Below are 24,100 nucleotides of genomic sequence, written 5' to 3' on the forward strand. Positions count from 1 at the left end.
CGATTCGCCAGTCTTGTCGGGGCGCGGCCGGCGGGCGCGACCGTGACGAAGGTCATGCCCGTCCGAACGACTCCAGGAAGTACACGAGCCTGCCGCTCAACCCAGGCCGGCCATCAGCTCGACCTCAGCCGTACGGGAGCGGTCGATGCGGCGGGCGAGGTCGCGTACCCGCTCGCTGGTCCCGGCGGCGACCTGGGCGCGGGCCAGGTCGGCCGCGGTGCGCTGGTGCCGGCCGAGCACGTCGAGCAGCACCCGGTCGGCGTCGGCGGGCGCGGCGGCGCGTAGCCGGGCCAGTCCGGCGGCGGCGTCGCTGTGCCCGGAGTGGTCGTGCCGGGCGGCCGCGGCGGCGGCTGACGGGCCCGCTTCGCGCAGCCAGCCGCGCATGGTCGCGAGTTCGTCGGTCTCGGTGGCCCGGACGGCGGCGATCAGGGTGCGGATCCGCGGGTCGGTGGCGCGGTCGAGGCCGACGCCGACGATCTCCAGGGTCTGCTCGGTGTGCGCCACCATCATGGCCAGGAACAACGCGTCGATCCCGCTGGTGGTGGCGTCCGCGCCGGCCGGGACCGACGCCGTGGCGGACGGGACCGGCGGGGACGGATCAGCGGCGGGCGGCCCGCCGCACCCGGGCAGGGCCAGCACCACGCCGAGCAGGGTGGCGGCGGACGCGCGGCGGAGCCGGGGACCGGCCGGCTCCGCCGCGCGGGTACGCGGGCTCAGATCTGCTGCCACAGCGCCGGTACGTTCGGCGGCTCCCAGCCGGCGATGGCGGTGTGCGCCTGGCGGCAGCGGTAGGTGCGGCCGTCGTAGGTCACCGTGTCACCGACCTGGTACGCCCGCCCGGCGGTCCACGTACCGCCCGGTGCCGGGGTGCTGGTCCGGGTGGGCGTGGGCGAGGGCGCGGGGGTGGTGGGCGCCGCCGTCGGGGTGGGTGACGGGGTCGGGTTGCCGCCTCCGCCGCCGATCTGGAGGTCGACGCAGGAGTAGAACGCGTTGGCGGTGTCGGAGATGTTCCAGATGGCGAGCAGCTTCTGCCGGCCGGAGAAGCCGCCGAGGTTGACCGTGTGCGAGACGGTCGCGCCGGGCTGGCGTCCCCCGCCGTCGACCACGGCGACCCGGGTGCCGCCGATCCAGTACTCCCAGTTGGCGGTGGCGTGCCGGGCGGTGTTGACCCAGGTGAACGTGACGCTGCTGCCGACCGAGGTGGCCGGCCAGTTGCGGCTGTCGTCGTTGAGGACCGCGAACTGGGCGATGCCGGCGTGGCAGCTGCGCAGGCCCTTGGGGCCCTCGACGCTCTGCGGCTCGTACTTGATCTGGCCGCAGTCGGGGACCCGGTTCTGCGCGCAGAGCGCCTGGCGGCTGGGCGGCGAGGAGACGTAGCCGTGGGCCTGCGCGGGCGCGGCGAGCGCCAGCGTCCCGGTGACGGCACCGGCGGTGAGCAGCGGGAGGGTGATTCTTCGGCGCATGGTGGCAACTCCTTCGGGGGGAACGGAAGGTGCCCCGAACATAAATTAAACATTGTTAACAGTAAAGACTCCTGTCTATAAATTAAGCCCTGCACTCCCCGGCGCCGGGCGTATGATCCTGATCGATGGCTCGCCGCGCGGAGCCGATCGTCGTTCGTGGGCATCCCGCCGCCGTCGCGCTCCGGGAGGACGACGCAGAACCGGGCATCTCCCCGTCGTTCCACTCCCCCGAAGGACATCCCCGGATGAGAAGACCCACCGCGTTCGCGGCCGGCCTGCTGCTGCTCGCCACCGCGCTCGGCACCGCCGGCGGACCGGCCGCCGCCGAACCCACCGACCCGGTCACCGTCACCGTGAACACCCGCGCCGGGCTGGCCACCGTCCCGGCCACCGCGCTCGGCGTCAACCACGCCATCTGGGACGCGCAGCTCGGCAGCGCCGAGACGTCCGACCTGCTCAAGGCCGCGGGCGTGAAGATGCTGCGCTACCCCGGCGGCTCGTACGCCGACATCTACCACTGGGAGACGCACACCGCGCCCGGCGGCTACGTCGCGCCGAACACCGACTTCGACACGTTCATGGCCGGCGCCCGCCGAGTCGGCGCCGAGCCGATGATCATCGCGAACTACGGCACCGGCACGCCCGCCGAGGCGGCCGCCTGGGTCCGCTACGCCAACGTCACCAAGGGCTACGGCGCCAAGTGGTGGACGGTCGGCAACGAGAACTACGGCAACGGCCACTACGGCTCCGCCTGGGAGGCCGACGACCACCCGGACAAGAGCGCCTCCCAGTACGCCCGGCTGGTGGTCGAGTACGCCGACGCGATGAAGGCGGTGGACCCGAGCATCAAGGTCGGCGCGGTGCTCACCATGCCCGGCAACTGGCCGGACGGCATCACCGCCGGCTCCGACCCGGGCCCGTGGAACCAGACGGTCCTCTCCATCGCCGGTCCGAAGATCGACTTCGTGGACGTGCACTGGTACCCGGGCGGCAACGCCGCCGACTCGCTGGCCCGGACCAACCACCTGCCCGACGCGGCCTGGCTGCTGCGCCAGCAGATCGCCCGGTACGCCGGTGCCGGCGCGGACCGGATCGGCATCAGCTTCACCGAGCTGAACGTGGACGTCGGCCGTACCACCGCGCCGGGCGCGCTGTTCCTCGCCGACGCCTACAGCGGGCTGCTGGAGCAGGGTGTGTTCACCGTGCAGTGGTGGAACGTGCACAACGGCATCGGCACCGTCTCCGAGGTGGCCGGGCAGACCGACTACGGCGACTTCGGGCTGCTGTCCAGCGGCAACTGCACCAGCGACGGCGAGGTGTGCCAGCCGGCGTTCAACACCCCGTTCGCGCCGTACCACGCGCTGTCGATGATGAACCTGTTCGTCCGGCCCGGGGACCAACTGGTCCGGGCCGGGACGGACGAGCCGCTGGTCGCCGCGCACGCGGTACGCCGGCCGGACGGCAGCGTCGCGGTCCTGCTGCTCAACAAGGACCCGGACAACGCCCACCCGGTGGCGCTCGACTACGCCGGGTTCACTCCGGCCGACGAGGCGCCGACCGTGCACACGCTCACCAACGGCGCGACCGGGATCAGCACCGGCCGTTCGGGCGACGCGAGCACCCGCACGCTGCCGCCGTACTCGCTGACCACGCTCGTGCTGCGACCGGCCGGCAGCTCGGCCGGGAGGCCCGGCGCCCCGGGCCGGCCGACGGCGGGCGCGGTGACCGACCGCGCGGCGACCATCTCCTGGCCGGCGGCCACGCCGGGCGCGTCCCCGATCGCGAAGTACGAGGTGCACCGGCAGTACGGCGCGGTGAGCGAGCAGCTCGGTGAGACCGCCGGCACGTCGCTGACGGTGGGCAACCTCGAACCGGGCGCCCGCTACACGGTCAACGTGCTCGCCCGGGACACCGCCGGACGGGTCTCCTGGTCGTCGCCGCCGCTGACCTTCGCCACCGGCAGCCCCGCCGAGAGCTCCTGCGCGGTGCGGTTCAACGACGACAACGACTGGGGCAACGGGTACGTGGCGAACGTCGAGGTGATCAACACGGGCACGAAGGCCGTCGACGGCTGGACGCTCACCTGGACCTGGCCGACCGCCTGGCAGCAGGTGAGCAGCGGGTGGAGCGCCACCTGGGACCAGCAGGGCCGCACCGTCCGGGTGACGCCCACCGCCGACAACCGGCGGCTCGCCGCCGACGGCGGCAGCACGACCGTCGGCTTCGTCGGCGCGTACAGCGGGCCGAACGTGCCGCCGGGGGCGTTCCGCCTCAACGGCACGGTCTGCACGGTGCGCTGAGGAGCCCTCAGCCGCGGCCGGGTGGCCGCAGCCGCACGTCGGCCGTCGCCGGGACCTTCGGGTTCCGGCGGCGGCCTGACCGCCGGGGCGCCGGCACCACGTGCGGGCGCACCGGTCCGGACGGGAGCGTGGGCGGTTCCGGCGCGGGCGGCGGCAGGACGGCCAGGATCGCCACGAGCAGCGCCACCGCGACGGCGCCGTCGAGCCAGTAGTGGTTGCCGGTGACCACCACCACGAGCGCGGTCGCCAGGGGGTGGAGCAGCCAGAGCCAGCGGAGGCGTCCGGTGGTGACCGCCATCAGCGCCAGCGCGATCGCCAGCGCCCAGCCCACGTGCAGCGACGGCATGGCCGCGTACTGGTTGCTGAGCTGGTCGGTGTCGGGGGGACCGTAGACGCTCGGGCCGTAGCGGGTGCCGGTGTCGACCAGTCCGGTGAGCGGGGTCAGCCGCGGCGGCGCGAGCGGAACGCAGACGTGCAGCACCAGCGCCACCGCCGTGAGCGACGCCAGGGCGCGCCGCAGGCGCAGGTAGTGGGCCGGGCGGCGCAGCCAGAGCCAGACCAGGCAGAGCACGGTGGCCGGGAAGTGCATGTAGGCGTAGTAGGAGTTGGCGACGCGCACCAGCAGCTCGTGCGACAGCAGCGGCCCCTGCACGAGCATCTCGTCGGGCAGGCGCAGCAACCGCTCCAGCCGCCAGACCCACTCACCGTTGGCCAGGGCCACGCCGGCGTGGTCGGCCACCACCTGACGGCCCGCCTTGTAGGCCAGGAAGAGCACGGCGACCAGCGCCAGCTCCCGCGCGGCCCGCTGCCATGCGGCGAGGCGGGCGGGCGCGGTCCGCGTGACGTCCACGGCTCCTCCTTCGGTTCGTCCCCGCATGGGCCAGGGCCGCCGCCGGGGTCGGCGACGGCCCTGGGGGTACGGGCTCAGCGGCGGGCGTGTTCCTCCCGGCCGGCCGAGTCCACGCTCACCTCGTCGAAGGCGGGCGCGCCGTCGACGGCGTCCGCTCCCACCGCCACCGATCGGCCGGTGTCCGGCAGATCGAGGCTGGAACGCAGGGTGACCGGGCGCAGCAGCAGCGCCGCCACGATACCCACCACCGCGATGGCGGCCGAGATCAGGAAGATGTGCCCCGTTGCGTCCCCGTACGCGGCCCGCACGATCTGCCGGACCGGCTCGGGCAGCGCGTCGAGGTTCAGCGTGCTGCCGCCGCCCCCGCCGGAGGCGGGGATGCCGGCCGCGGCGAGGTCGTGTGTGATCCGGTCGCTGACCCGGCGGGCGAGCACCGCGCCGAGCACGGAGACACCGATGGTGCCGCCGAGCGACCGGAAGAACGCGACGCTGGCGCTGGCCGCGCCGATGTCCTTGAGCGCGACCGTGTTCTGCACGGCGAGCACCAGGTTCTGCATGGTCATGCCGACGCCGACGCCGACGATGAACATCGCGAGGCCGACGAAGACCAGCGAGGTCTCGTGGTCGATGGTGCCGAGCATGGCGAACCCGACGACCAGCACGACCGCCCCGAACACGATGTACGGCTTGACCTTCCCGGTGGCGGTGATCATCCGGCCGGCCACGATCGAGGAGATCAGCACGCCGGCCATCATCGGGATGGTGAGCAGGCCGGCCTCGGTCGGGCTGTAGCCGCGGCCGATCTGGAAGTACTGGCCGAGGAAGACCGCGCCGCCGAACATCGCCATGCCGACCGCGAGGCTGCCCAGGATCGCCAGGGCGGTGGTGCGCTCGCGGACGATGTGCAGCGGCACCACCGGCTCGGCGGCCCGTGCCTCCACCCAGACGGCGAGTGCGAGCAGCAGCACCGAGCCGCCGACCATGGCGCCGGTCTGCCAGGAGGCCCAGGCGAACGAGTCGTCGACGAACGAGATCCAGATCAGCAGCACGCTGACGCCGGCGGCGATGAGCGCGGCGCCCAGGTAGTCGATCTTGACGTTGGCCCGGCGCACGGTGGGCAGGTTCAGGGTGATCTGGAGCAGGAACAGCGCGGCGGCCGCGACCGGTACGCCGACGAAGAAGCACCAGCGCCAGCCGAGCCAGGAGGTGTCCACGATCAGGCCGCCCAGCAGCGGGCCGCCGACGGTGGCCAGCGCCATGACGCCGCCCAGGTAGCCGTTGTAGCGGCCCCGCTCACGCGGCGGGATCATGGCCGCGATGGCGACCTGCACGAGCGCCTGGAGACCGCCGACGCCGATGCCCTGGAAGGCGCGGGCGGCGATGAGCTGCCCGGCGCTCTGCGCGAAGCCGGCCGCGACCGAGCCGACCAGGAACACCACGATGGCGACCTGGATCAGCAGCTTCTTGTTGAACAGGTCGGCGAGCTTACCCCAGATCGGGGTGGTCGCCGTGGCGGTGAGCAGGGTGGCGGTGACCACCCAGGTGTACTGCGTCTGCGAGCCGTTGAGCGCTCCGATGATCTTCGGCAGGGCGGTCGAGACCACGGTGCTGCTCAGCATGGCCACGAAGAGCACCAGCAGCAGACCGCTGAGCGCCTCCAGCGTCTTCCGCTTGCTCATGGGGGCGGCCTCAGCCGTCGCGGTGGGTGCGCTCATGCGCGCGTCCTCCAGGTGTGTCGATACGGGGTGGCCGCTTCGTTGCCTCAAGCAATCAACACTAAACCTTGCCCGGTAGGCAAGTTTGCCCATTGAGAAATGGGTCACCTACGCTGGACGCATGGAGGAGTGCACCGGGCTGCGCGAGCGGAAGAAGGCGGCCACCCGCCTGGCGCTGCACGAGGCGGCGCTGTCCCTCGCCGTCGCGCACGGCCCCGACCGGATCACCGTCGAGGCGATCGCCGACGCCGCGAACGTCTCCCGGCGGACGTTCTCCAACTACTTCGGCGGCAAGGAGGAGGCCCTCTTCCACGGCGACACGCTGCGGCTGCGCCGGCTCCTCACGCTGGTCGCGGACCAGCCGGCCGAACTGTCGCCGTGGGCGGCGCTGACCCGGGCCGCCCTGGCCCAGGCCGAGGACGGCTTCGACGACCCGGCCGAGCCCTGGCTCAACCGGCGCCGCGAGCTGCACGGCCACCCCAGCCTGGCCGCCCACCAGGTCGCCGCGTACGCGGCCCTCGAGCGGGAGATGGCCGCCGAACTGGCCCGCCGGCTGACCGGATCCGACGCGCCGCTGCGGGCCCGGATCGTCGCCGCGACGTTCCTCGCCTCGCTGCGGATCGCCGCGCACGAGTGGCTGGAACACCCGGGGCGGCCGTTGCGCGACGTGCTGCGCGACGTGCTCGCCCTGGCCGCCCCGACCGCGGGCTGAGCGCTCCCCGGCCGCCCGCTCCCGGTCGGGGCGGTGGAATGGCCGGCGAAAGCGGCACCCCGCCTGACCTGGGCTGACACACTCGCCCGGTGGGTGGCGACCGGTGGCGCAAGGGGCTCGGGCCGGCGACCGGCGTCGCCCCCGCCACCCGGGTCGACCGGTTCGAGATCTTCTTCGACCTCGTCTTCGTGGTGTCCTTCTTCATCATCACGCGCGCCACCGCCGCGAACGTGACCCCGAGGGAGCTGCTGCACGCGCTGCTGGTGCTCGCCGTGCTGTGGTGGTGCTGGGTGGTTCACAGCGCCGTCGCCGCCCGGCTGCGCCTCGGCGAGGGCTTCGTGCCGATCCTCATGGTGGTCGGCATGATCGCGCTGTTCACCTTCGCGCTCGCGCTGCCGCAGACGTTCGGCGACCTGGACAAGGGCAGCGCCGGACCGATCCTGGTCACGATCAGCTACGTGGTGATCCGGTTCGTGCACACCGCCCTGTACTGGTACGCCACGCGTGACGACCCGCCGGCCCGGCGCAAGCTGCGGCTGTTCCTGCCCGAGGCGCTGGTCACCGCCACCCTGCTGCTGGTGGCGGCGCTGCTACCCCCGCGCGTACCCCCGGAGGTCGGTCCGTGGCTGCGCGACGGGCTGTGGATCGCCGTGGTGGCCATCCAGTACAGCAGCGGTCTGCTGGCCGGCACCGACGGCTGGAAGATCACCTCGGCCGAGCACTGGACCGAACGGTACGACCTGATCCTGATCATCGCGCTCGGCGAGTCGGTCATCTCCGTCGGCGTCGGCGGCAACCTGCTCGGCCAGCCCGTGACCTGGCCGGCGATCCCGGCGGCGATCTTCGGCATCCTGTTCACCGCGGCGCTCTGGTGGGCGCACTTCGACATGATCGGCCCGGCCGCCCGGATCGCGCTGCACGCCGCGCAGGGGCACGCCCGGGTGACCCTGGCCCGCGACGCGTACGCCTACCTCTACCTGCCCATGATCGCCGGGGTGATCCTGTTCGCGATCGGCGCCGAGGAGCTGGTCCGGATCGTCACCGACCCGGCGGGCGGCGCGATGGAGCGCGGCCACGGTCCGGCCGTGCCGCTGCTCTTCGGTGGCGTGCTCCTCTACCTCGCCGCCAACATGGCGTTCCAGTGGCGCGCGCTGCGGACACTGTCCTGGACCCGCCTCGGCACCCTCGTCCTGCTCGCCGCGGCACTGCCGGTCGGCCGGCACCTGCCGGCGCTCGGCGCGCTGGGCCTGCTCACCGCGATCTGCGTGGCCCTCGTCGCGGCCGAGCTGGTGATCTTCGCCGACGGCCGGGCCTCGCTGCGCCGGCTGATGCACGAGGAGAAGGCCAGCGCCGAGGAGAGCGAGGCCGCCTGGCGCGCCCGCTGGCGCGACGACGGCGACAGCGCCCCACACCGGCCTTGACACAGGCCCTAGAGTCTCCGCGTGATCGAGATCGTCACCGAGGTCGACCTGTTCCACCCGCCCGCCCGGGTCTGGCGGGCGCTCACGGAACGCGCGCTGCTGGCCAAGTGGTTCGCCGACAGCGCGCCCGGGTCCGACCGGTGGATCCTGGCCACCGCCGCGCTGCCCGGCTACGACGGCGACACCGAGGTGGAGACCGTCGAGCTGCGCGCACCGGACCGGCTGGTGGTCCGCTGCCGGGAGGCCGGCCGGGCCACCCGGCTCGCCTGCGACCTCACCCCCACCGCGCACGGCACCCGGCTGTCCGTCCGCGAGGTCCTCGAGGAGGGCGACTGGGACGCCGACGCCCGCGCCGAGCAGCACGAGCAGGCGGTGACCGGACGGCTGCCGGCCATTCTCGACTGGCTGGCGTTCCAGAACGTCGACCTGCGCCGCGCCGAGGGCGGGCTGACCGCCGAACTACCTGTGGTCCGGCTGCTCGGCGACGAGCCCCGCCGGCCCGGGCGGCGCCGGGCGCTGCTGGCGGCGGGCGCGGTCACGCTGGTCGCCGCGGCGGCCGGGGCGACGGTGTGGGCCACCGGCGACGACCCGCCCGCGCCGGCCGCGCCGGCGCCCACGACATCGCTGGTCATGCCGTCCAGCGCCACGCCCTCCGCGCGCCCCACGACCGCGCGGCCCACCCCCAGCGCCAGCCGCCGCAGCGCGTCGCCCTCGCCGACACCGTCGCCCACCCCCAGCCGTACGCCGAGCGCGACGCCCTCGACGGTGGTCGCGGCACCGCTGACCGCGACGTACGAGACGGTGAACGACCGGGTCTTCGGCTACCGGGGTGAGGTGGTGCTGCGCAATCCCGGCCCGGCGCTGCGTCCGGGCTGGACGGTCACCGTGACGCTGCACGACGGCGCCACTGTGGGCAGTGTGAGTGGCGCCGAGGCCACCCAGAACGGCACCGTGGTCACGTTCACCGGTGGGGCGTTGCCGGGCGGCCAGTCCGCCACCATCCGGTTCGACGTCCGCGACCCGGACCCCCAGCACGACGCCCCCGCCGCCTGCGCCGCCGAGAACACCCCCTGCACCCCCGCCTGACCCACCTTCCCCTCCCCCCGCCCTGCCCGGCCCGGCCGACTCGGCCCGCGCGGCCCGGCCCGGTCGATCATGAAGTTGGGCCGCGGATTTGTCCGCATTGACTGCGGCCAACTTCATGATCGGCGCGCACGGGCGCGCGGCGGGGGGGGTGCGGGCGGAGGGCGGGTGCGGGGTGGGTGCGGGCTGGGCGCCGGGGTGGGCGCTGATTCGGTGGGTGCGGAAATGGGTTGTTGAGTGCGTGGGAGCGCTCCCGTAACATCCCTGACGCGGCTGTTAACGCTCACAACACAATCGCCACCGCCAATGCCAGAGCCGCCGCCCCCGCAGGAGGTCAGTTCATGCCCAGATCCAGATCAGTCAGTGCCATATTGGCGTCGGCAGGTGCCGCGCTGCTCGCGTCGGCGACCGTCGCCGTGGCGCTGCCCGCCGGCGCGGCCGCCGCCGGCTGCTCGGTGAACTACGCGATCCCGTCGCAGTGGCAGGGCGGATTCGGCGCCAACGTCACCATCACGAACCTCGGCGACCCGGTGTCGAGCTGGACGCTGACGTGGTCCTTCGGCGCCGGGCAGACGGTGACCCAGTCGTGGAACACGAGCCTGACCCAGAGCGGGTCCGCGGTGACCGCGCGCAACGTCGACTACAACGGGTCGATCCCGACGAACGGCAGCACGTCGTTCGGATTCAACGGCTCCTGGACCGGCAGCAACCCGGTGCCGACCAGCTTCGCGCTCAACGGGGTGACCTGCACCGGCGGCACCACCACGCCGACCGGCGGCCCGACCGGCTCACCCACCACCGCGCCGCCGACCTCGACGCCGCCCACCACGACGCCGCCCACGACACCGCCGCCGGGCAACACGTGCAACCTGCCGTCGTCGTACCGGTGGTCCTCCACCGGCGCGCTGGCGCAGCCGCGCTCGGGCTGGGTGTCGCTGAAGGACTTCACCGTCGTGCCCTACAACGGGCAGCACCTGGTCTACGCCACCACGCACGACACCGGCACGAGGTGGGGGTCGATGAACTTCGGGCTGTTCTCCAACTGGTCGCAGATGGCCTCGGCGTCGCAGAACGCGATGTCGTCGGGGACCGTGGCGCCGACGTTGTTCTACTTCGCGCCGCGCAACATCTGGGTTCTGGCCTACCAGTGGGGGCCGACCGCGTTCTCGTACCGGACGTCGACGAATCCGACGAACCCGAACGGATGGTCGTCGGCGCAGCCGCTGTTCACCGGCAGCATCTCCGGTTCCGGCACCGGCCCGATCGACCAGACGCTGATCGCCGACGACCAGAACATGTACCTGTTCTTCGCCGGTGACAACGGCAAGATCTACCGCTCCAGCATGCCGCTCGGGAACTTCCCCGGCAGCTTCGGCTCCAACTACACCACCATCATGTCCGACAGCACGAACAACCTGTTCGAAGCCGTGCAGGTCTACAAGCTGCAGGGCCAGACCCGCTACCTGATGATCGTCGAGGCCATCGGCTCGCAGGGCCGCTACTTCCGGTCCTTTACCGCCACCAGCCTCAACGGATCGTGGACCCCCCAGGCCGCCACCGAGTCCAACCCGTTCGCCGGCAAGGCCAACAGCGGCGCCACCTGGACCAACGACATCAGCCACGGCGAACTGATCCGCACCACCGCCGACCAGACCTTCACCGTCGACCCCTGCAACCTCCAACTGCTCTACCAGGGCCGCTCCCCCAACTCCGGCGGCGACTACGGCCTCCTGCCCTACCGACCCGGACTGCTCACCCTCCAGCGCTGAGCCGACCGATCGAGGAGAGAGAGGCCCGATGAGAAGGCACAGAACGACCCGTACCGCGGTGTTGTCGGTCGGGGCCGTCCTGCTGGCGTCGACCGCGATGGCCGCGGCGCTGCCGGCCGGGGCGGCGGCCGCCGGCTGCGCGGTCACCTACGCCGTGTCGTCGCAGTGGCAGGGCGGCTTCGGCGCGAACGTCACAGTCACCAACCTCGGTGACCCGGTCAACGGCTGGACGCTCACCTGGTCCTACGCCGCCGGCCAGACTGTCACCCAGGCGTGGAACGCCACGGTGACCCAGAGCGGAGCGGCTGTCACCGCCCGCAACGTCGACTACAACGGGTCCATCCCCACCAACGGCACCACGTCGTTCGGCTTCAACGGGGCCTGGACCAGCAGCAACCCCGCACCGACGAGCTTCGCGCTCAACGGGGTGACCTGCACCGGCGGAACGACGCCGACGTCGCCGTCCACCTCGCCGTCAACGTCGCCGACGATTTCGCCGACCACCTCACCGAGCACCCCGCCGCCCACCGGGGCGGCGGACATCACCGTCAACACCGCCAGCCGCTACCAGACCATCGACGGGTTCGGCACCGCGGTGTCGATCTGGGGCGGCGCCTGGTCGACGGCCGAGACGCAGACGCTCGTCGGGCTCGGCCCCAACCAGCTCGGCCTGTCCATCGTGCGTACCGGCATCTCGCCGGTGTCCGGCGAGTGGGACACCCAGGTCAGCGCGCTGCGCACGGCGAAGTCGTACGGGTCGAACGTGAAGATCATGGCGTCGCCGTGGACCGCCCCGGCGGCCTGGAAGACGAACAACAGCCGGATCAACGGTGGCAAGCTGCGCACCGACTACTACGACGACTACGCCAACCACCTCAACAGCTACGTCCAGTACATGCGCAACCAGGGCGTGACGATCGACGTCACGTCCGTGCAGAACGAGCCGGACTGGCACCCGGACTACGACTCGATGGACTGGAGCGGCACCGAGCTGCAGACCTTCGTCCGGGAACAGGGCGCCAAGGTGCAGAACACCAAGCTGATGGTCGCCGAGGCGGTGAACCTGAACTACGGCTACACCGACCCGACGCTCAACGACGCGGCCGCCCGCAACAACATCGGCTACATCGGCGGGCACCTCTACGGCACCGAGGCGTCCGGCCGGCTGAAGCCGTACACGCTGGCGCAGCAGTACAACAAGCCGGTGTGGATGACCGAGTGGAACCTGCACGAGGCCGACGGCGGCGGCTCCAACATCTGGGGCAACCCGGCCAACGCCGCGGCCTGGAACGAGACGCTCGACGACATCATGCGCACCGTGCACAAGTCGATGGAGTCGAACTGGAGCGCGTACGTCTGGTGGTACGGCAAGCGCTACTACTCGTTCATCGGTGACGGCGAGTCCGCGTACGGCACGGTGGCGGGCGCGCCGCTCAAGCGCGGGTACGCGTTCTCGCAGTACGCGAAGTACGTGCGGCCCGGCTACCAGCGGGTCGCCCTCACCAAGAGCTCGAAGGCGTCGCCGCTGGAGGTGACGGCCTATTCCGGCGACGGGAAGGTCACGCTGGTGATCCTCAACCGGTCGACCAGCGCGGTGAACAACGCGATCATCCAGGCGCCGCAGAACGTCAGCCGGGCGGAGTACGTGGCCACGTCGCAGAACGCCAGCGCGGCGAGCCAGCCGGTGGGCGTGAACGGCAACCAGGTGACGGTGAGCGTCGGCGCACGGAGCATCTCCACCGTCGTGCTCACCCTCTGACCGGGGACACGAACAAGGGCGGGGGCGGCCGGATCGGCCGCCCCCGCTCGTGTGTGACTTGCTAGCCGGCGTACGTCTCGAACTCGCCGACCCTCGGCGTACCGCTGGAGCTGTTGATCTTGAAGTTGATCTTCTTCAGTGAGGTCGCGCCGAAGGTGATCTGGCCGGCCCCGCTGCCGGAGGCCAGCACCGCGCCGGTGTCGTTGTTGACGAGCTGCCACGACCCGATCGAACCCGAGGTGCCGGACGGCTCGCGGATGACCACGCGGGACACGGTGGTGGCCGAGCCCCACTTGATCGAGACGGTGCCGGTCGACCCGGACGGCGACCAGTACGTGCTCAGGTTGCCGTCGCGCACGTTGCCGTAGCTGGTGCCGTCGGCCTTGCTGGACCCGTCGGCCCCGGCGCCGGAGAGCAGGCTCAGGTTGGTCCCGCCGGACGGCGGCGGGGTGGTCGTCCCGGGCGGTGGCGTGGTGGGAGCGGGCGTGGTCGGCCCCGGCGTGGTCGGGGCCGGGGACTGCGGCGAGCAGTTCCCGTCGGACACGCGCAGGCCGGTGTTGGGCCCCGCCGTCTGCCGCACGATGTCCGGCACGCAGCTCGCCGCGTCGAGCCGGTACGAGTACGGGACGCTGACCGTGGTCGTCGACGTCACGTTCGGGCCCGCCGGGTAGTTGTCCGTCCCGGGCGAGGACCAGGTCACGTTGTCGAAGATGTTGCCGCTGACCTGCCAGGTGCCGCGCTCGCTGGTGTAGAACGTGCCGAGCACGTCCTTGGAGTTGCGGAAGTAGTTGTTGTCCACCTTGGCCCGCGCGCCGGCGCGGGAGTTGATGCCCGACTCGTGCAGCCCGGTGTAGTGGTTGTTGAACATGTGGGCGATGCCGCCGCGCAGCAGCGGCGTACGGGAGTCGATGTTCTCGTACAGGTTGTGCTCGAACGTGATGTAGCCGTTGCCGCGGTCGCTCTCACTGGACCCGATCAGGCCGCCGCGACCGGAGTTGCGCAGGATGCTGTACGACAGCGTCACGTACTGGGTGTCGTCCTTCATGTCGAACAGGCCGTCGTAGCCCTCCGACTCCCCGCCGGACGCCTCCAGCGTCACGTGGTCGACCCACACGTTGCGGACGCTGCTCTCCATGCCGATCGCGTCACCGCCGTTGGAGGTGGGCGAGCCGGACTTCTTGACGTTCCGCACCGTGACGTTCCGGATGATGATGTTGCGGGAGTCGCGGATGTGGATGCCGAGCTGGTCGAAGACCGCGCCGCTGCCCACCCCGATGATGGTGACGTTGCTGATCTGCTTCAGCTCGATCACGCCGTCCGCGGTGTTGCAGCTCGATCCGGAGACCTTGCTGGTGTTGCCGTGGTTGATGGTCCCGGTCACCTCGATGATGATCGGGGTGCTGCTGCTGGCCCGGCCGCACAGCGCGGCGTGGATGGCGGTGCCGGTGGTGGCGCGTACGGTCTGCCCGCCCGCACCGCCGGTGGTGCCGCCGTTCTGGGTGGCGTAGCCGGTGGCGCTGCCGGCCGCCGCCGACGCCTGCGGGGACGGCATCACCACGGCGACGGCGATTCCCACGACCGCCGTGGCCAGTGCCGCGTGGAGTCGCAGCGCGACTGGTCTTCTCATGTCGCCTCATTCCTTTTTCGAGCATGCGGGAATTGCCGCCGAGCAGCGGCATTCACCGAATGGGAATAATGAGGAGCCGCGACGCGATCAGGCGCGCCGCCGGCGAATGTCGTTCATCTGCGAGGCCCGGCCCGCACATGAAACATCGATGTAACGCAATCGTATGAAAGCGCTTTCCAGGAAGGCAAGGGCTGGCGTTTGCAGGTTTTTTGCACTGCTCCGGCCACCGGGACCGGGAGGGCGCCGCCTTGACGGGACGCGAGATCGATGATTGCCTGCACCCCACCCTGACATCGAAGCTCGTCTACCTCATGCCCCCACGAGGAGCGTCATGCCCCGTTCCCGCAGGACACGCCCGCTCGCGGCGGTCGCCGGCGTCGTCGCCGCCGTGCTGGCCGTCTCGCCGGCACCCGCCGCACCACTGACGGCCCCGGCGGCCACCGGCAACACGTGGAGCGCCGACCTCACTGCCGTCGACTCCGACGACGTCAACGTCCGCTGGACCGGCACGGAACTCCGCCTCGCCGACCCGGCCCACCGACCCGCGGCCCGGCACGGCATCGCGGCCGAGGGCACGCTCGTCGTCACGCCGCACTCGCTCGCCGTACCGGCCAACCGGGTCCGCGCCGACATCGTCGCGAGCCCCGGCCCCGACGGCGCCGTCGAGGTGGCGGCGCGTGGCTGGCGGTCGGGCGGGTGGACCGAGTGGCGCTCCGCCGCCGGCGGCGCCGTCTTCGACCAGCCGGTCACCCGGGTGCAGATCCGCGTCGCGCTCACCGCCGGCCGGCCGGCCGCCGCGCCCGCCCTGCGCCGGGTGCGGCTCACCGCCGACTCGGTCGCCGCCGTCACGGCCGCCACCCCGGGCCTCACCTACCGGGTGTACGCCACCCGCGAGGGCCTGGTCGGCGGCACCACCGCCAACGGGCACGTGATCGTCTCCCGGGACCACTTCGTCGCGCTGCCCTCGTTCCGCGGCCTCGCGCCGAAGAACACCGGCGACTACACCGTGCGGGTCTGCACCACCACCCGCAGCCGCTGCGAGTACGCGCCGGTCTGGGACGTCGGACCGTGGAACACCAAGGACGACTACTGGAACCCCAGCAGCACCCGGGAGATGTGGAAGGACCTGCCGCAGGGCCGGCCCGAGGCGCAGGCGGCGTACCAGAGCGGCTACAACGGGGGCCGGGACCAGTTCGGGCGCGTGGTGGGCAGCCCGGCCGGCATCGACCTCGCCGACGGCACGTTCTGGGACGGCCTGCTGCTGACCGACAACGCCTGGGTCGACGTCGCCTACCTCTGGACCGGCACCGGCACCCGGGGCCGGATCGGCAGCGGGCCGCTCAACATCCGCTCCGGCCCGAGCACGAGCAACGCCGTCGTCGGCCTGGCCGCCACGTCCGCCAACGTGCCGATCGAGTGCTCCGTCACCGGTCAGACGGTGAGCGGACCGTACCGGACCACCAGCCAGTGGAACCGCCTCGCGTCAGGACACTTCGTCAGCCACGCGTACGTCTCCACGGTGACCGGCACCATCGTGCCCTGCTGAGGCCGGCTCGCCCGGGGCGGGCCGGCCTGCTGAGAACGGCCCGCCCGAGGTGCGCGCCGGTGTCGCGCCGCTGCGGGTGCGCTGGATGAGCACCACGCAGGCGAGCACCGCACCCGCCACCACCATCGCACCGGTCGTGACCGCCTCGCCGAGCAGCACCGCCGACCAGACCAGCGTGAGCACCGGCTGCACGAGCTGGATCTGGCCCACCTTGGCGATGCCGCCCCGGGCCAGCCCGGCGTACCAGGCGAAGAAGCTGAGGAACATCGACACCACGGTGAGGTAGCCGAACCCGGTCCAGGCGGCGGTGCCGCCCTGCGGCGGGTGGACGAGAGCGGCCACCACCGTGACCGGCACGGTGACCGGGAGCGACAGCAGCAGCGCCCAGCAGATCGTCCGGGCGCCGCCGAGTTCGCGGGCCAGCCGGCCGCCCTCGGCGTACCCGAGGCCGCAGAGCACCACGGCGGCGAGCAGGAACAGGTCGGCAAACGACAGCGTCCCGCGCATCGAGCCGCTCGCGGCGAGGAACGCGAGCACCAGCGCCAGCCCGGCGGCACCGGCGATCCAGAACAGCGGCGGCGGCCGTTCGCCCGCGCGCAGCACCGCGAACACGGCGGTCATCGCGGGCAGCACGGTGACGACCACGGCGCCGTGCGCCGATGTCTGTGTGGTGAGCGCCAGCGAGGTGAACAGCGGGAAGCCGACCACGACGCCGAGCGCGACGATCGACAGCCGTCGCCACTGGTCCCGGATGGGGCGCGGCGCACCGGTCAGCCGCAGGTAGGCCCACGCGAGCAGCGCCGCGCCGACCGCCCGTCCGAACGCGACGAACCAGGGGTCGAGTGTGTGCACCGCGACGCGGGTGGCCGGCAGCGACATGCTGAAGGCGAGCACACCCAGCGCGCCGAGGGCGACCCCGGCACCCGGTTTCGCCGTTACCGTCGTCGGTGCAGTAGCGCTACTCTGTCCCGTCATGAATGATGGTAGCGCTATCGACCGCGTCGTTCGGCACCTGGGTGCCCTGGCGGCCGACGCCGCGCCCGGCACCCGGCTGCCGTCGGTACGGGAGCTGACCGCGCACCATCACGTCTCCCCCGTGACGGTCGCCGAGGCGACCCGGCGGCTCGTCGCGGACGGGCTGGTCGAGACACGTCCGGGCCGCGGCGCGTACGTGGCCGCCCGGCGCACCGGAGCGCCACCGGCGGACCTGTCGTGGCAGACGGTCGCGCTGGGCTCGCGGCGGGGCGGCGAGGAGGAGATGCAGGCGCTACTGGCGCTACCGCCGTCGGGCGCGATTCCGCTGACCGGCGGCTACCTGGACCCGGATCTCCAGCCGGCTGCCGCGCTCGGTGCGGCGCTCGCCCGCGCGGCCCGGCAACCGGCCGCGTGGCAGCGCGGCCCGGTCGAGGGACGCGCCGACCTGCGCGCCTGGTTCGCCCGCGAGGCGGGTGGCGGCCTGCGCGCCGAGGACATGGTGATCTGCCCCGGCGGGCAGGCCGCGCTCTCCTCCACGCTGCGGGCACTCACGATGCCCGGGGACACGGTGCTGGTCGAGTCCCCCACCTACCTGGGCGCGCTCGCCGCCGCGCGCGCCGCCGGGTTGCGGGTGGTGCCGGTACCCGCCGACACCGACGGGGTACGCCCCGACCAGCTCGCCGCCGCGTTCGCCCGTACCGGCGCCCGCCTGTTCTACTGCCAGCCGCTGTACGCCAACCCGCACGGCGCGACGCTCTCCGCCGCCCGGCGCGCCGACGTCGCCGAGGCGGTCCGCGACGCGGACGCGTTCCTGGTCGAGGACGACTACGCCCGCGACCTCACCATCGACGGCGAGGCCCCGCCACCGCTGGCCGCCGACGACCCGGACGGGCACGTCGTCTACCTGCGCTCGCTCACCAAGTCCACAGCACCCGGCCTGCGGATCGCCGCGCTCGGCGCGCGCGGACCGGCCGGGGCGCGGCTGCGCGCCGCCCGGCTGCTCGACGACCTCTTCGTCGCCGGGCCGCTGCAACAAGCGGCGCTGGAGTTCCTCACCGCGCCGGCCTGGGACCGGCACCGCCGTACCCTGCGCCGGGAGCTGCGGGCCCGCCGGGAGGCGCTGCTCGCGGCGCTGGACCGGCACCTGCCGTCGGTGGCGCCGCGCGACGTGCCACGCGGCGGCCTGCACCTGTGGGTACGGCTGCCCGACGGCACCGACGACGTCGCGGTGACGGCGGCGGCCGCCGCGGCGGGCGTCACCGTCTTCCCCGGGCGCCCCTGGTACGCGGCCGAACCTCCCGCCCCGCACCTGCGCCTGACGTACGCCGCCGCCCCACCCGACCAGATGGACGAGGCGATCCGCCGCCTGTCCACCGCCCTCCCCCACTGACCGGCGGGCTCACACCTCCGTCGATCTTGGACTTGTGGTGCCACGTCTTGTCGGCTTCGCCCCGCTATCAGAGGCGCCACAACTCCAAGATCGCCGTTCGGCCCGGGGCCCCGCACCCATCCCGCTCCATCCCCGCGACGCTTCTATAGGTGGGCCGGTTCCGGGAGGGGTTGGTATCGGTAGGGTTCGACGTCGGTGATCGACGAGTGACTCATGCAAGATCTGGCCACCGCAGAAGGGTGTGCCGTGAAGCGCGACCTGTCCTCGTGGGTTGCCGGCGTCGGCCCGGCCCACCTTGCTGGCCTGATCAGAAGCCTGTCCGCGATTGGTGTCGCGTGACTCATCACAGATGTGCCGCCGGGTGATCGTCTCCCGGGCCGACGCCGTCCGAACGTCGTCCCGTGCAAGGGAGAACCGTCCGTGCCTTCCATCCTGGCAGATCGTCTGGCCGGCCGTGTTGACGCGGTCATCGGTGTGGATACCCATACCGATACGCACACCGCCGCGGTGACCACCCCGGTCGGGACAGTGCTGGCCGAGATCACCGTGCCGGCCACCGCCGACGGCGCCGCTGTTCTGCTGGCCTGGGCCGGGCGGCAGACGACCGGGCTGGGAACGGGCCGGCGGGCCTGGGCCCTGGACGGCGCCCGGTGTCACGGGGTCGGCCTGCTGCGTGTCCTGCGCGCCGCGGGTGAGGACGTCCTGGAAGCACCCAAACCCGCTGCCGGACGCCGTCGGCGAGGCGGCAAGTCCGACGCGTTGGACGCCGTGCACGCCGCTCGCGCGGTGCTGGCCGCCGACCACGTCGCCACGCCCCGCGCCGACGGCGACCGGGAAGCCCTGCGCCTGCTGCACGTCTGCCGCCGCCACTACAGCGACACCCGCACCGCCACCATCAACCTGTTCAAATCGCTGATCCTCACCGCCGACGACGATCTACGCACACAGATGCGCGGACTGAACACCCTGCGGCAGGTCCAACACGCCACCACCCTCACCACCGGCACCGGCAGCGGCAGCGGACTTGACCGACTGCGCCGCACTCAACTGGCAGCCCTGGCCGAGCAGATCCTGACCCTCGAGAAGCTCCTGAAAGCCAACCTCGCCGAGATCCGCACCCTGGTCGACAAGCTCTGCCCCACCCTGCTCGACCAACCCGGGATCGGCCCCGTCACCGCCGCGATCGCACTGACCGCCTGGTCACACCCCGGCCGGTTCCGCAACGAAGCCGCCTTCGCCTCACTCGCCGGCGCCAGCCCCGTCCCCGCCAACTCCGGACGCACCATCCGCCACCGCCTCAACCGAGGCGGCGACCGCACCCTCAACGCCGCCCTACACACCATCGCGAAAACCCGCCAACGATGCCACCAACCCACCAAGGACTACGTCGAACGCCGCACCACCGAAGGCCGCACCCCAGCCGAAATCACCCGCAGCCTCAAACGCTACATAGCCCGCCAAATCTGGCGCACCCTCGAAACCAACGCTTGACAAACACCTTCACAGATCTTGCAGTTGGGTGCCCCTCATACCGGGAGTAATCCGGCATCGCGGGGGCCGGAAGTGCAAGATCGCGGGGGCGGGAGGGGTGGGGCGGGGCGGGGTGGGCGGGGTCGGGTCAGTTGCGGGTGATGGTGAAGGTTGTTGTGGTGTTCTTGATGTCCTGGGCGTTGTCGGTCAGGCGGAGGTTGGTGAAGGTCGCCGCGCCGACCGCGGGGCCCTGACCTGGCTCGGGCATCTCGTTGACCCAGATGCCGAAGCCGGACTTCGCGTCGAACGCGTCACCGCTGCGCCGCGCGCCGGAGATCGACACGTTCGTCAGCACCGTGTCGGTGATCGGGTTCTCCGGCTGGCTGCCGTTGTACTTGGTCTGGAACATGATCCCCGAGTACGTCGGGTCGACGATGTCCACGTCGGTCACCCGGATGCCACGGAACTCCTTCGACGCGGAGAACAACCACATCGCCGGGAACGTCTGCGCGCCCCAGAAGTGGCCGCCGGACCGGATCAGGCAGATGTTCTCGAACCGGGTGGGCGGGCTGGCGCCGAACCCGACGAACGGGTAGCCGAAGTCCAGCGAGCTGATCGTGATGCCCGAGTACGTGAGCTGGTCGGCGATGTAGAGGTTGCGGAACACGTTGTCGTACCCGCCGTACACGGCCAGCCCGGCCGCCCGCCAGGTCAGCGTGGCGGTCAGGTTCTCGAACACGTTGCCGTGGTTGCCGCCGGAGCCGCCCTGGTCGGTGGCGGAGAACAACGCGAACGCGTCGTCGCCGTTGGAGCGGCCCTCCGAGTTGGTGACCAGGTTGTTGGTGCTGCCGTTCGTCATGTTCACGGCGTCGGCGAAGGTGTTGCGGAACCGGCTGTCCCGGATGGTCAGCCCGTCCACGCTCACCCCCCAGTACGCGCACACCGTGTGCTCCACCCAGACGCTGTCGAGCGTCAGGTCGTCCACGTCCTTCAGTTCGCCCCACACCTTGCCGGGCCCGTCGATCCGGTTGGTGTAGTTGCCGAAGAACGCCAGGTGGGCGAAGGTCGAGCCGCTCGCCGAGGACTCGACCCGGAAGCCGGCGTCGGTGTTCTGCTGGTTGCGCGGCGTCTGGAAGCGGGTGAACCACATGCCGGCGCCCACGACCTGCACCGCCTTGCCGTACACCTGGAACTTCTGCGCCGTCTCGTACGTGCCGGCGGGCAGGTAGACGCCGACCAGGGTGCCGGTGGTGTCCATCCGGACCGCGTCGAGCGCGTTCTGCACGTCGGCGTGGCTGAACCCGGTGGGCACCTTGTAGCGGGCCGGGTCGGGGTTGGCGCGCGGCGACACCAGTTCGGTGTCGACGAAGTCGATCGCGTACGTGGTGGTGTTCGCCGGGTCCTTCTGGAGCCGGATCCGGCTGCCCGCCGGGACCGTGCTGTCGAGCAGGACGTTCGCCTCGTCGTACAGGTGCCGGGGCGCCCCGGCGCTCGGCGAGTCGCTCGGCCCGGCCTCGGCGCCGTAGAGCCAGATGTGCTTGGAGGTGAGGCTCATCGGCTTGTGCAGCACGCCGTTGACGTAGACGTTGATCGTCGAGTCGATCCCGCCGCCGCCCGGGGCGTCCGGGATGGAGAAGCGGGCGACCAGCGCGTTCGCCGCCGAGCGGGTGGTCCACTCGACGTACGCGCCGGTGGTGTTGAGCGTGACCGCGCGGCGGCCGGACGCCTCCCCGGCGAGGTCGCCGATGGTGCGGTTCGGGCCGATCACCTGCGCGCCGCCGCCGGTCGTGCCGTCCTCGGCCTCGTAGGCGTCGTACGGCAGGTTCGCGCCGCGGCCGACGAACAGCGACCGGTCACTGGTGTTGTTCTGCCGCTTCACCGGCAGCTCGTTGGCGTCGTCGGCGAGCACCACCCGCACCGTGTACCGGCCGTTGGCGGCGGTCCAGGTACCGACCGACACCGGACCGGCGGTGGCCCCGGCCGCGATCGTGCCGCTGTACGAGCCGGTGAGCGTGCGGACCACCGCGCCGGACTGGTCGCGCACCGTCAGCGTGACGCCGTGCGCGCCGCTCGCCGACGCGATCGTGCCCTGGTTGCGCAGCGTCACCGCAAAGGAGACGGCCGCGCCCGCGCTCGGCGTGCCGGGCGACCAGGTGACGGCGGAGGCGACCAGGTCGGAGCTGGCGACCGGGCTGACGGTCAGCGGGGTCGGGCTGGTGTAGGAGTTGTTCGCCTCGTTCTGCTCGATCACCGCGTTCGCCTCGTCGACCTTCGCGGTGAGCAGGTAGCTGCCGGCGTCGCGTACGCCGATGTTGGCCGAGACCGTGCTCGACGCCCCTGCGGCGAGTGCGCCGACGGCGGCGGTGCCGACCTTCGTCGTACCCAGGTAGAGGGTGACGGCGGTGGCGGCGGAGGCCGCGGTGCCGGCGTTGCGCACGGTGGCGGACAGCGTGATCGCGTCGGTCTCCACCGGCGCGGATGGCGCGGCGGTGACGGCGGTGACGGTGAGGTCCGGGTTCGGCGCCGGCACGCCGATGACCTGGAGTTCGGCGACCTGGCCGTTGGAGGAGCCGGAGTTCGCGGTGAACTGGAGCCGCACGTCCGCGGCGGTCGCGGAGACCGGGACGGTCACCGTGTTCGCGCTGTTCGGGTTGAAGGAGTACGTGGCGGAGCCGACCAGGCTGGTGAACCCGGACGCGGACTGCTCCCGCCCGAGCACCTGGAACGTCTGGGTACGCGCGCCCCACGCCGGGTCCGGGTTGAGCTTCACCACGACGGCGCTGATGGCGGCGTTGGCGCCGAGCGCGACGGTGAGCGTGCTCGGGTACGCGCCGGGCGCACCCTCCCAGTAGGTGGTGACGTCGTTGTCGACGGCGTTAGCGGCGGCGAACACGTGCACCATCGACGACGCGGTGGCGGGCTTGCCGACCGCCAGGTTGGTGCCGCCGGTGCTGCTGCCGGTGCGGGTGACGGTGTTGCTGTTCGCCGACACGTTCCCGGCCGCGTCGCGGGCCCGCACGTGGTACGAGACGGTGGCGCTGTCCGGCTGGCTGTCGGTGTACGTGAGCGTGGAGCCGCTGACCGTGGTGCGCAGCGTCCCGTTGGCGTACACCTCGTAGCCGGTGACGCCGACGTTGTCCGTGGACGCGGTCCAGGTCAGCCGGATCTGTCCGCTCGCCGGCTGGGTGTGGGCCAGGTTGCCGGGCGCGGTGGGCGCGACGGTGTCCCCGGTGTTGCCGGTACGGGTCACCGTGTTGCTGTTCGCCGACACGTTCCCTGCCGCGTCACGCGCCCGCACGTAGTAGGAGACGGTGGTCCCGGCCGGCTGGGTGTCGGTGTACGTCAGCGTGGTGCCGCCGACGCTCGTGCGCAGCACCCCGTTGGCGTACACGTCGTAGCCGGTGACGCCCACGTTGTCGGTGGACGCGGTCCAGGTCAGCCGCACCTGGTCGGTGGCCGGCTCGGTGAACGCGAGGTTGCCGGGCGCGCTCGGCGCCTGGGTGTCACCGGTGGCCGGGCCGTAGACCTCCAACTCGGCGAGCTGACCGGCGGGCCAGCCGGTGTTCGCGGTGATCACGACCCGCAGGTAGCGGGCGTTCGTGGCGGTGAAGCCGAGCGTCGCGGTGTTGGCGGCGGCCGGGCTGAACGCGCGGGCGGCGGAGGCGACGACTGTGGTGAAGCCGCTGCCGTCGGCGCCGGCCTGCACCGACAGCGTCTGGCTGCGGGCCTCCCAGGCGGCCGGGAGCTTCAGCACCACCTGGTCGACGGCGCGGCTGGTGCCGAGGTCGACCTGGGCCCACTGGGGCAGCGCGCCGCTGCTCTCCCAGTAGCTGCCCTGGTTGCCGTCGGTCAGGTTGGCCGCGACGTAGGGGCCGTTGACGCTGCTGGCGGTGGCGGTGCGCCCGGCGGCGAGGTTCGGGCCGCCGGCGGCGAGGGCCGGTGGGGCGGGGGCCGCGGTGACGACCAGGCCGACCGCGGCGAGCGCCGCGACGATTCCGGTACGGAGTCTGGACATGGTGG

Annotated in this window: 16 protein-coding genes; 9 read left to right on the top strand and 7 right to left on the bottom strand. The window is 72.2% G+C overall.

What is annotated here, in order from left to right; translation table 11 throughout:
- Nucleotides 1–96 precede the first annotated feature (96 nt).
- Together O7607_RS27705 and O7607_RS27710 are read right to left on the bottom strand one after the other, a co-directional pair.
- Nucleotides 97–729, bottom strand: coding sequence for a DUF305 domain-containing protein (locus O7607_RS27705; protein ID WP_269706387.1), 633 nt, complete (start codon nucleotides 727–729; stop codon nucleotides 97–99).
- Nucleotides 714–1,463 carry a lytic polysaccharide monooxygenase gene (locus O7607_RS27710; RefSeq protein ID WP_269706388.1) on the bottom strand — a complete coding sequence of 250 codons (750 nt, stop codon included), beginning with the start codon at nucleotides 1,461–1,463 and terminating at the stop codon, nucleotides 714–716. The genes O7607_RS27705 and O7607_RS27710 overlap by 16 nt, the downstream gene beginning before the upstream one ends.
- A 245-nt stretch (nucleotides 1,464–1,708) precedes the next feature.
- Between O7607_RS27710 and O7607_RS27715 the strand changes: the two genes are divergently transcribed.
- Nucleotides 1,709–3,763 carry a cellulose binding domain-containing protein gene (locus O7607_RS27715; protein WP_269706389.1) on the top strand — a complete coding sequence of 685 codons (2,055 nt, stop codon included), beginning with the start codon at nucleotides 1,709–1,711 and terminating at the stop codon, nucleotides 3,761–3,763.
- Nucleotides 3,764–3,770: 7 nt separating this feature from the next.
- Here the strand turns inward: O7607_RS27715 and O7607_RS27720 are convergent, their stop codons facing one another.
- Together O7607_RS27720 and O7607_RS27725 are read right to left on the bottom strand one after the other, a co-directional pair.
- Nucleotides 3,771–4,613, bottom strand: coding sequence for a phosphatase PAP2 family protein (locus tag O7607_RS27720; protein ID WP_269706390.1), 843 nt, complete (start codon nucleotides 4,611–4,613; stop codon nucleotides 3,771–3,773).
- Nucleotides 4,614–4,687: 74 nt separating this feature from the next.
- The gene (locus tag O7607_RS27725; RefSeq protein ID WP_269706391.1) at nucleotides 4,688–6,328 is read right to left on the bottom strand and encodes an MDR family MFS transporter; all 1,641 of its coding nucleotides are present in this window, start codon (nucleotides 6,326–6,328) and stop codon (nucleotides 4,688–4,690) included.
- 121 nt (nucleotides 6,329–6,449) lie between these two features.
- On the opposite strand from O7607_RS27725, the gene O7607_RS27730 reads away from it, so the two are divergent.
- The 5 genes from O7607_RS27730 to O7607_RS27750 all read left to right on the top strand — a co-directional run bounded on the left by O7607_RS27730 (nucleotide 6,450) and on the right by O7607_RS27750 (nucleotide 13,072).
- Entirely contained in the window at nucleotides 6,450–7,040 is a 591-nt protein-coding gene (locus O7607_RS27730) for a TetR/AcrR family transcriptional regulator (protein WP_269706392.1), read from the top strand.
- 89 nt (nucleotides 7,041–7,129) lie between these two features.
- Nucleotides 7,130–8,461 carry a low temperature requirement protein A gene (locus O7607_RS27735; protein ID WP_269706393.1) on the top strand — a complete coding sequence of 444 codons (1,332 nt, stop codon included), beginning with the start codon at nucleotides 7,130–7,132 and terminating at the stop codon, nucleotides 8,459–8,461.
- A gap of 21 nt (nucleotides 8,462–8,482) precedes the next feature.
- On the top strand, nucleotides 8,483–9,547 hold the full coding sequence (locus O7607_RS27740) for an SRPBCC domain-containing protein (protein WP_269706394.1): 1,065 nt from the start codon (nucleotides 8,483–8,485) through the stop codon (nucleotides 9,545–9,547).
- A gap of 338 nt (nucleotides 9,548–9,885) precedes the next feature.
- Nucleotides 9,886–11,313 carry a non-reducing end alpha-L-arabinofuranosidase family hydrolase gene (locus tag O7607_RS27745; RefSeq protein ID WP_269706395.1) on the top strand — a complete coding sequence of 476 codons (1,428 nt, stop codon included), beginning with the start codon at nucleotides 9,886–9,888 and terminating at the stop codon, nucleotides 11,311–11,313.
- Between the two features lie 28 nt (nucleotides 11,314–11,341).
- Nucleotides 11,342–13,072, top strand: coding sequence for a cellulose binding domain-containing protein (locus O7607_RS27750; protein WP_269706396.1), 1,731 nt, complete (start codon nucleotides 11,342–11,344; stop codon nucleotides 13,070–13,072).
- Nucleotides 13,073–13,133: 61 nt separating this feature from the next.
- Here the strand turns inward: O7607_RS27750 and O7607_RS27755 are convergent, their stop codons facing one another.
- Nucleotides 13,134–14,699, bottom strand: a complete 1,566-nt coding sequence (locus tag O7607_RS27755) for a pectate lyase family protein (RefSeq protein WP_269706397.1) — start codon at nucleotides 14,697–14,699, stop codon at nucleotides 13,134–13,136.
- Between the two features lie 331 nt (nucleotides 14,700–15,030).
- Between O7607_RS27755 and O7607_RS27760 the strand changes: the two genes are divergently transcribed.
- Nucleotides 15,031–16,245 carry a hypothetical protein gene (locus O7607_RS27760; RefSeq protein WP_269706398.1) on the top strand — a complete coding sequence of 405 codons (1,215 nt, stop codon included), beginning with the start codon at nucleotides 15,031–15,033 and terminating at the stop codon, nucleotides 16,243–16,245.
- Here the strand turns inward: O7607_RS27760 and O7607_RS27765 are convergent.
- Entirely contained in the window at nucleotides 16,183–17,220 is a 1,038-nt protein-coding gene (locus O7607_RS27765; protein WP_269706399.1) for a DMT family transporter, read from the bottom strand. The two genes, O7607_RS27760 and O7607_RS27765, sit on opposite strands and share 63 nt — an antisense overlap.
- Between O7607_RS27765 and O7607_RS27770 the strand changes: the two genes are divergently transcribed.
- Nucleotides 17,219–18,610, top strand: a complete 1,392-nt coding sequence (locus tag O7607_RS27770; protein ID WP_269706400.1) for an aminotransferase-like domain-containing protein — start codon at nucleotides 17,219–17,221, stop codon at nucleotides 18,608–18,610. The two genes, O7607_RS27765 and O7607_RS27770, sit on opposite strands and share 2 nt — an antisense overlap.
- A 507-nt stretch (nucleotides 18,611–19,117) precedes the next feature.
- Nucleotides 19,118–20,101 (top strand): transposase, encoded by a 984-nt coding sequence (locus O7607_RS27775; protein ID WP_269701746.1) that lies wholly within the window; start codon nucleotides 19,118–19,120, stop codon nucleotides 20,099–20,101.
- 127 nt (nucleotides 20,102–20,228) lie between these two features.
- Here O7607_RS27775 and O7607_RS27780 read toward each other — a convergent pair whose 3' ends face one another.
- A complete protein-coding gene (locus O7607_RS27780; RefSeq protein ID WP_269706401.1) occupies nucleotides 20,229–24,095 on the bottom strand; it encodes a discoidin domain-containing protein in 3,867 nt (1,288 codons plus the stop codon).
- Nucleotides 24,096–24,100: the final 5 nt, after the last annotated feature.

Origin of the sequence: Micromonospora sp. WMMA1949 (assembly GCF_027460145.1) — a bacterium.
Classification (GTDB): Bacteria; Actinomycetota; Actinomycetes; order Mycobacteriales; family Micromonosporaceae; genus Micromonospora.

What these genes read in the sequence shown, in the direction of transcription:
- O7607_RS27770 (WP_269706400.1), top strand. Translation starts at nt 17,219, where the DNA reads ATGAATGATGGTAGCGCTATCGACCGCGTCGTTCGGCACCTGGGTGCC.
- O7607_RS27750 (WP_269706396.1), top strand. Translation starts at nt 11,342, where the DNA reads ATGAGAAGGCACAGAACGACCCGTACCGCGGTGTTGTCGGTCGGGGCC.
- O7607_RS27780 (WP_269706401.1), bottom strand. Translation starts at nt 24,095, where the DNA reads ATGTCCAGACTCCGTACCGGAATCGTCGCGGCGCTCGCCGCGGTCGGC.
- O7607_RS27755 (WP_269706397.1), bottom strand. Translation starts at nt 14,699, where the DNA reads ATGAGAAGACCAGTCGCGCTGCGACTCCACGCGGCACTGGCCACGGCG.
- O7607_RS27745 (WP_269706395.1), top strand. Translation starts at nt 9,886, where the DNA reads ATGCCCAGATCCAGATCAGTCAGTGCCATATTGGCGTCGGCAGGTGCC.
- O7607_RS27730 (WP_269706392.1), top strand. Translation starts at nt 6,450, where the DNA reads ATGGAGGAGTGCACCGGGCTGCGCGAGCGGAAGAAGGCGGCCACCCGC.
- O7607_RS27715 (WP_269706389.1), top strand. Translation starts at nt 1,709, where the DNA reads ATGAGAAGACCCACCGCGTTCGCGGCCGGCCTGCTGCTGCTCGCCACC.
- O7607_RS27710 (WP_269706388.1), bottom strand. Translation starts at nt 1,463, where the DNA reads ATGCGCCGAAGAATCACCCTCCCGCTGCTCACCGCCGGTGCCGTCACC.
- O7607_RS27760 (WP_269706398.1), top strand. Translation starts at nt 15,031, where the DNA reads ATGCCCCGTTCCCGCAGGACACGCCCGCTCGCGGCGGTCGCCGGCGTC.
- O7607_RS27725 (WP_269706391.1), bottom strand. Translation starts at nt 6,328, where the DNA reads ATGAGCGCACCCACCGCGACGGCTGAGGCCGCCCCCATGAGCAAGCGG.
- O7607_RS27765 (WP_269706399.1), bottom strand. Translation starts at nt 17,220, where the DNA reads ATGACGGGACAGAGTAGCGCTACTGCACCGACGACGGTAACGGCGAAA.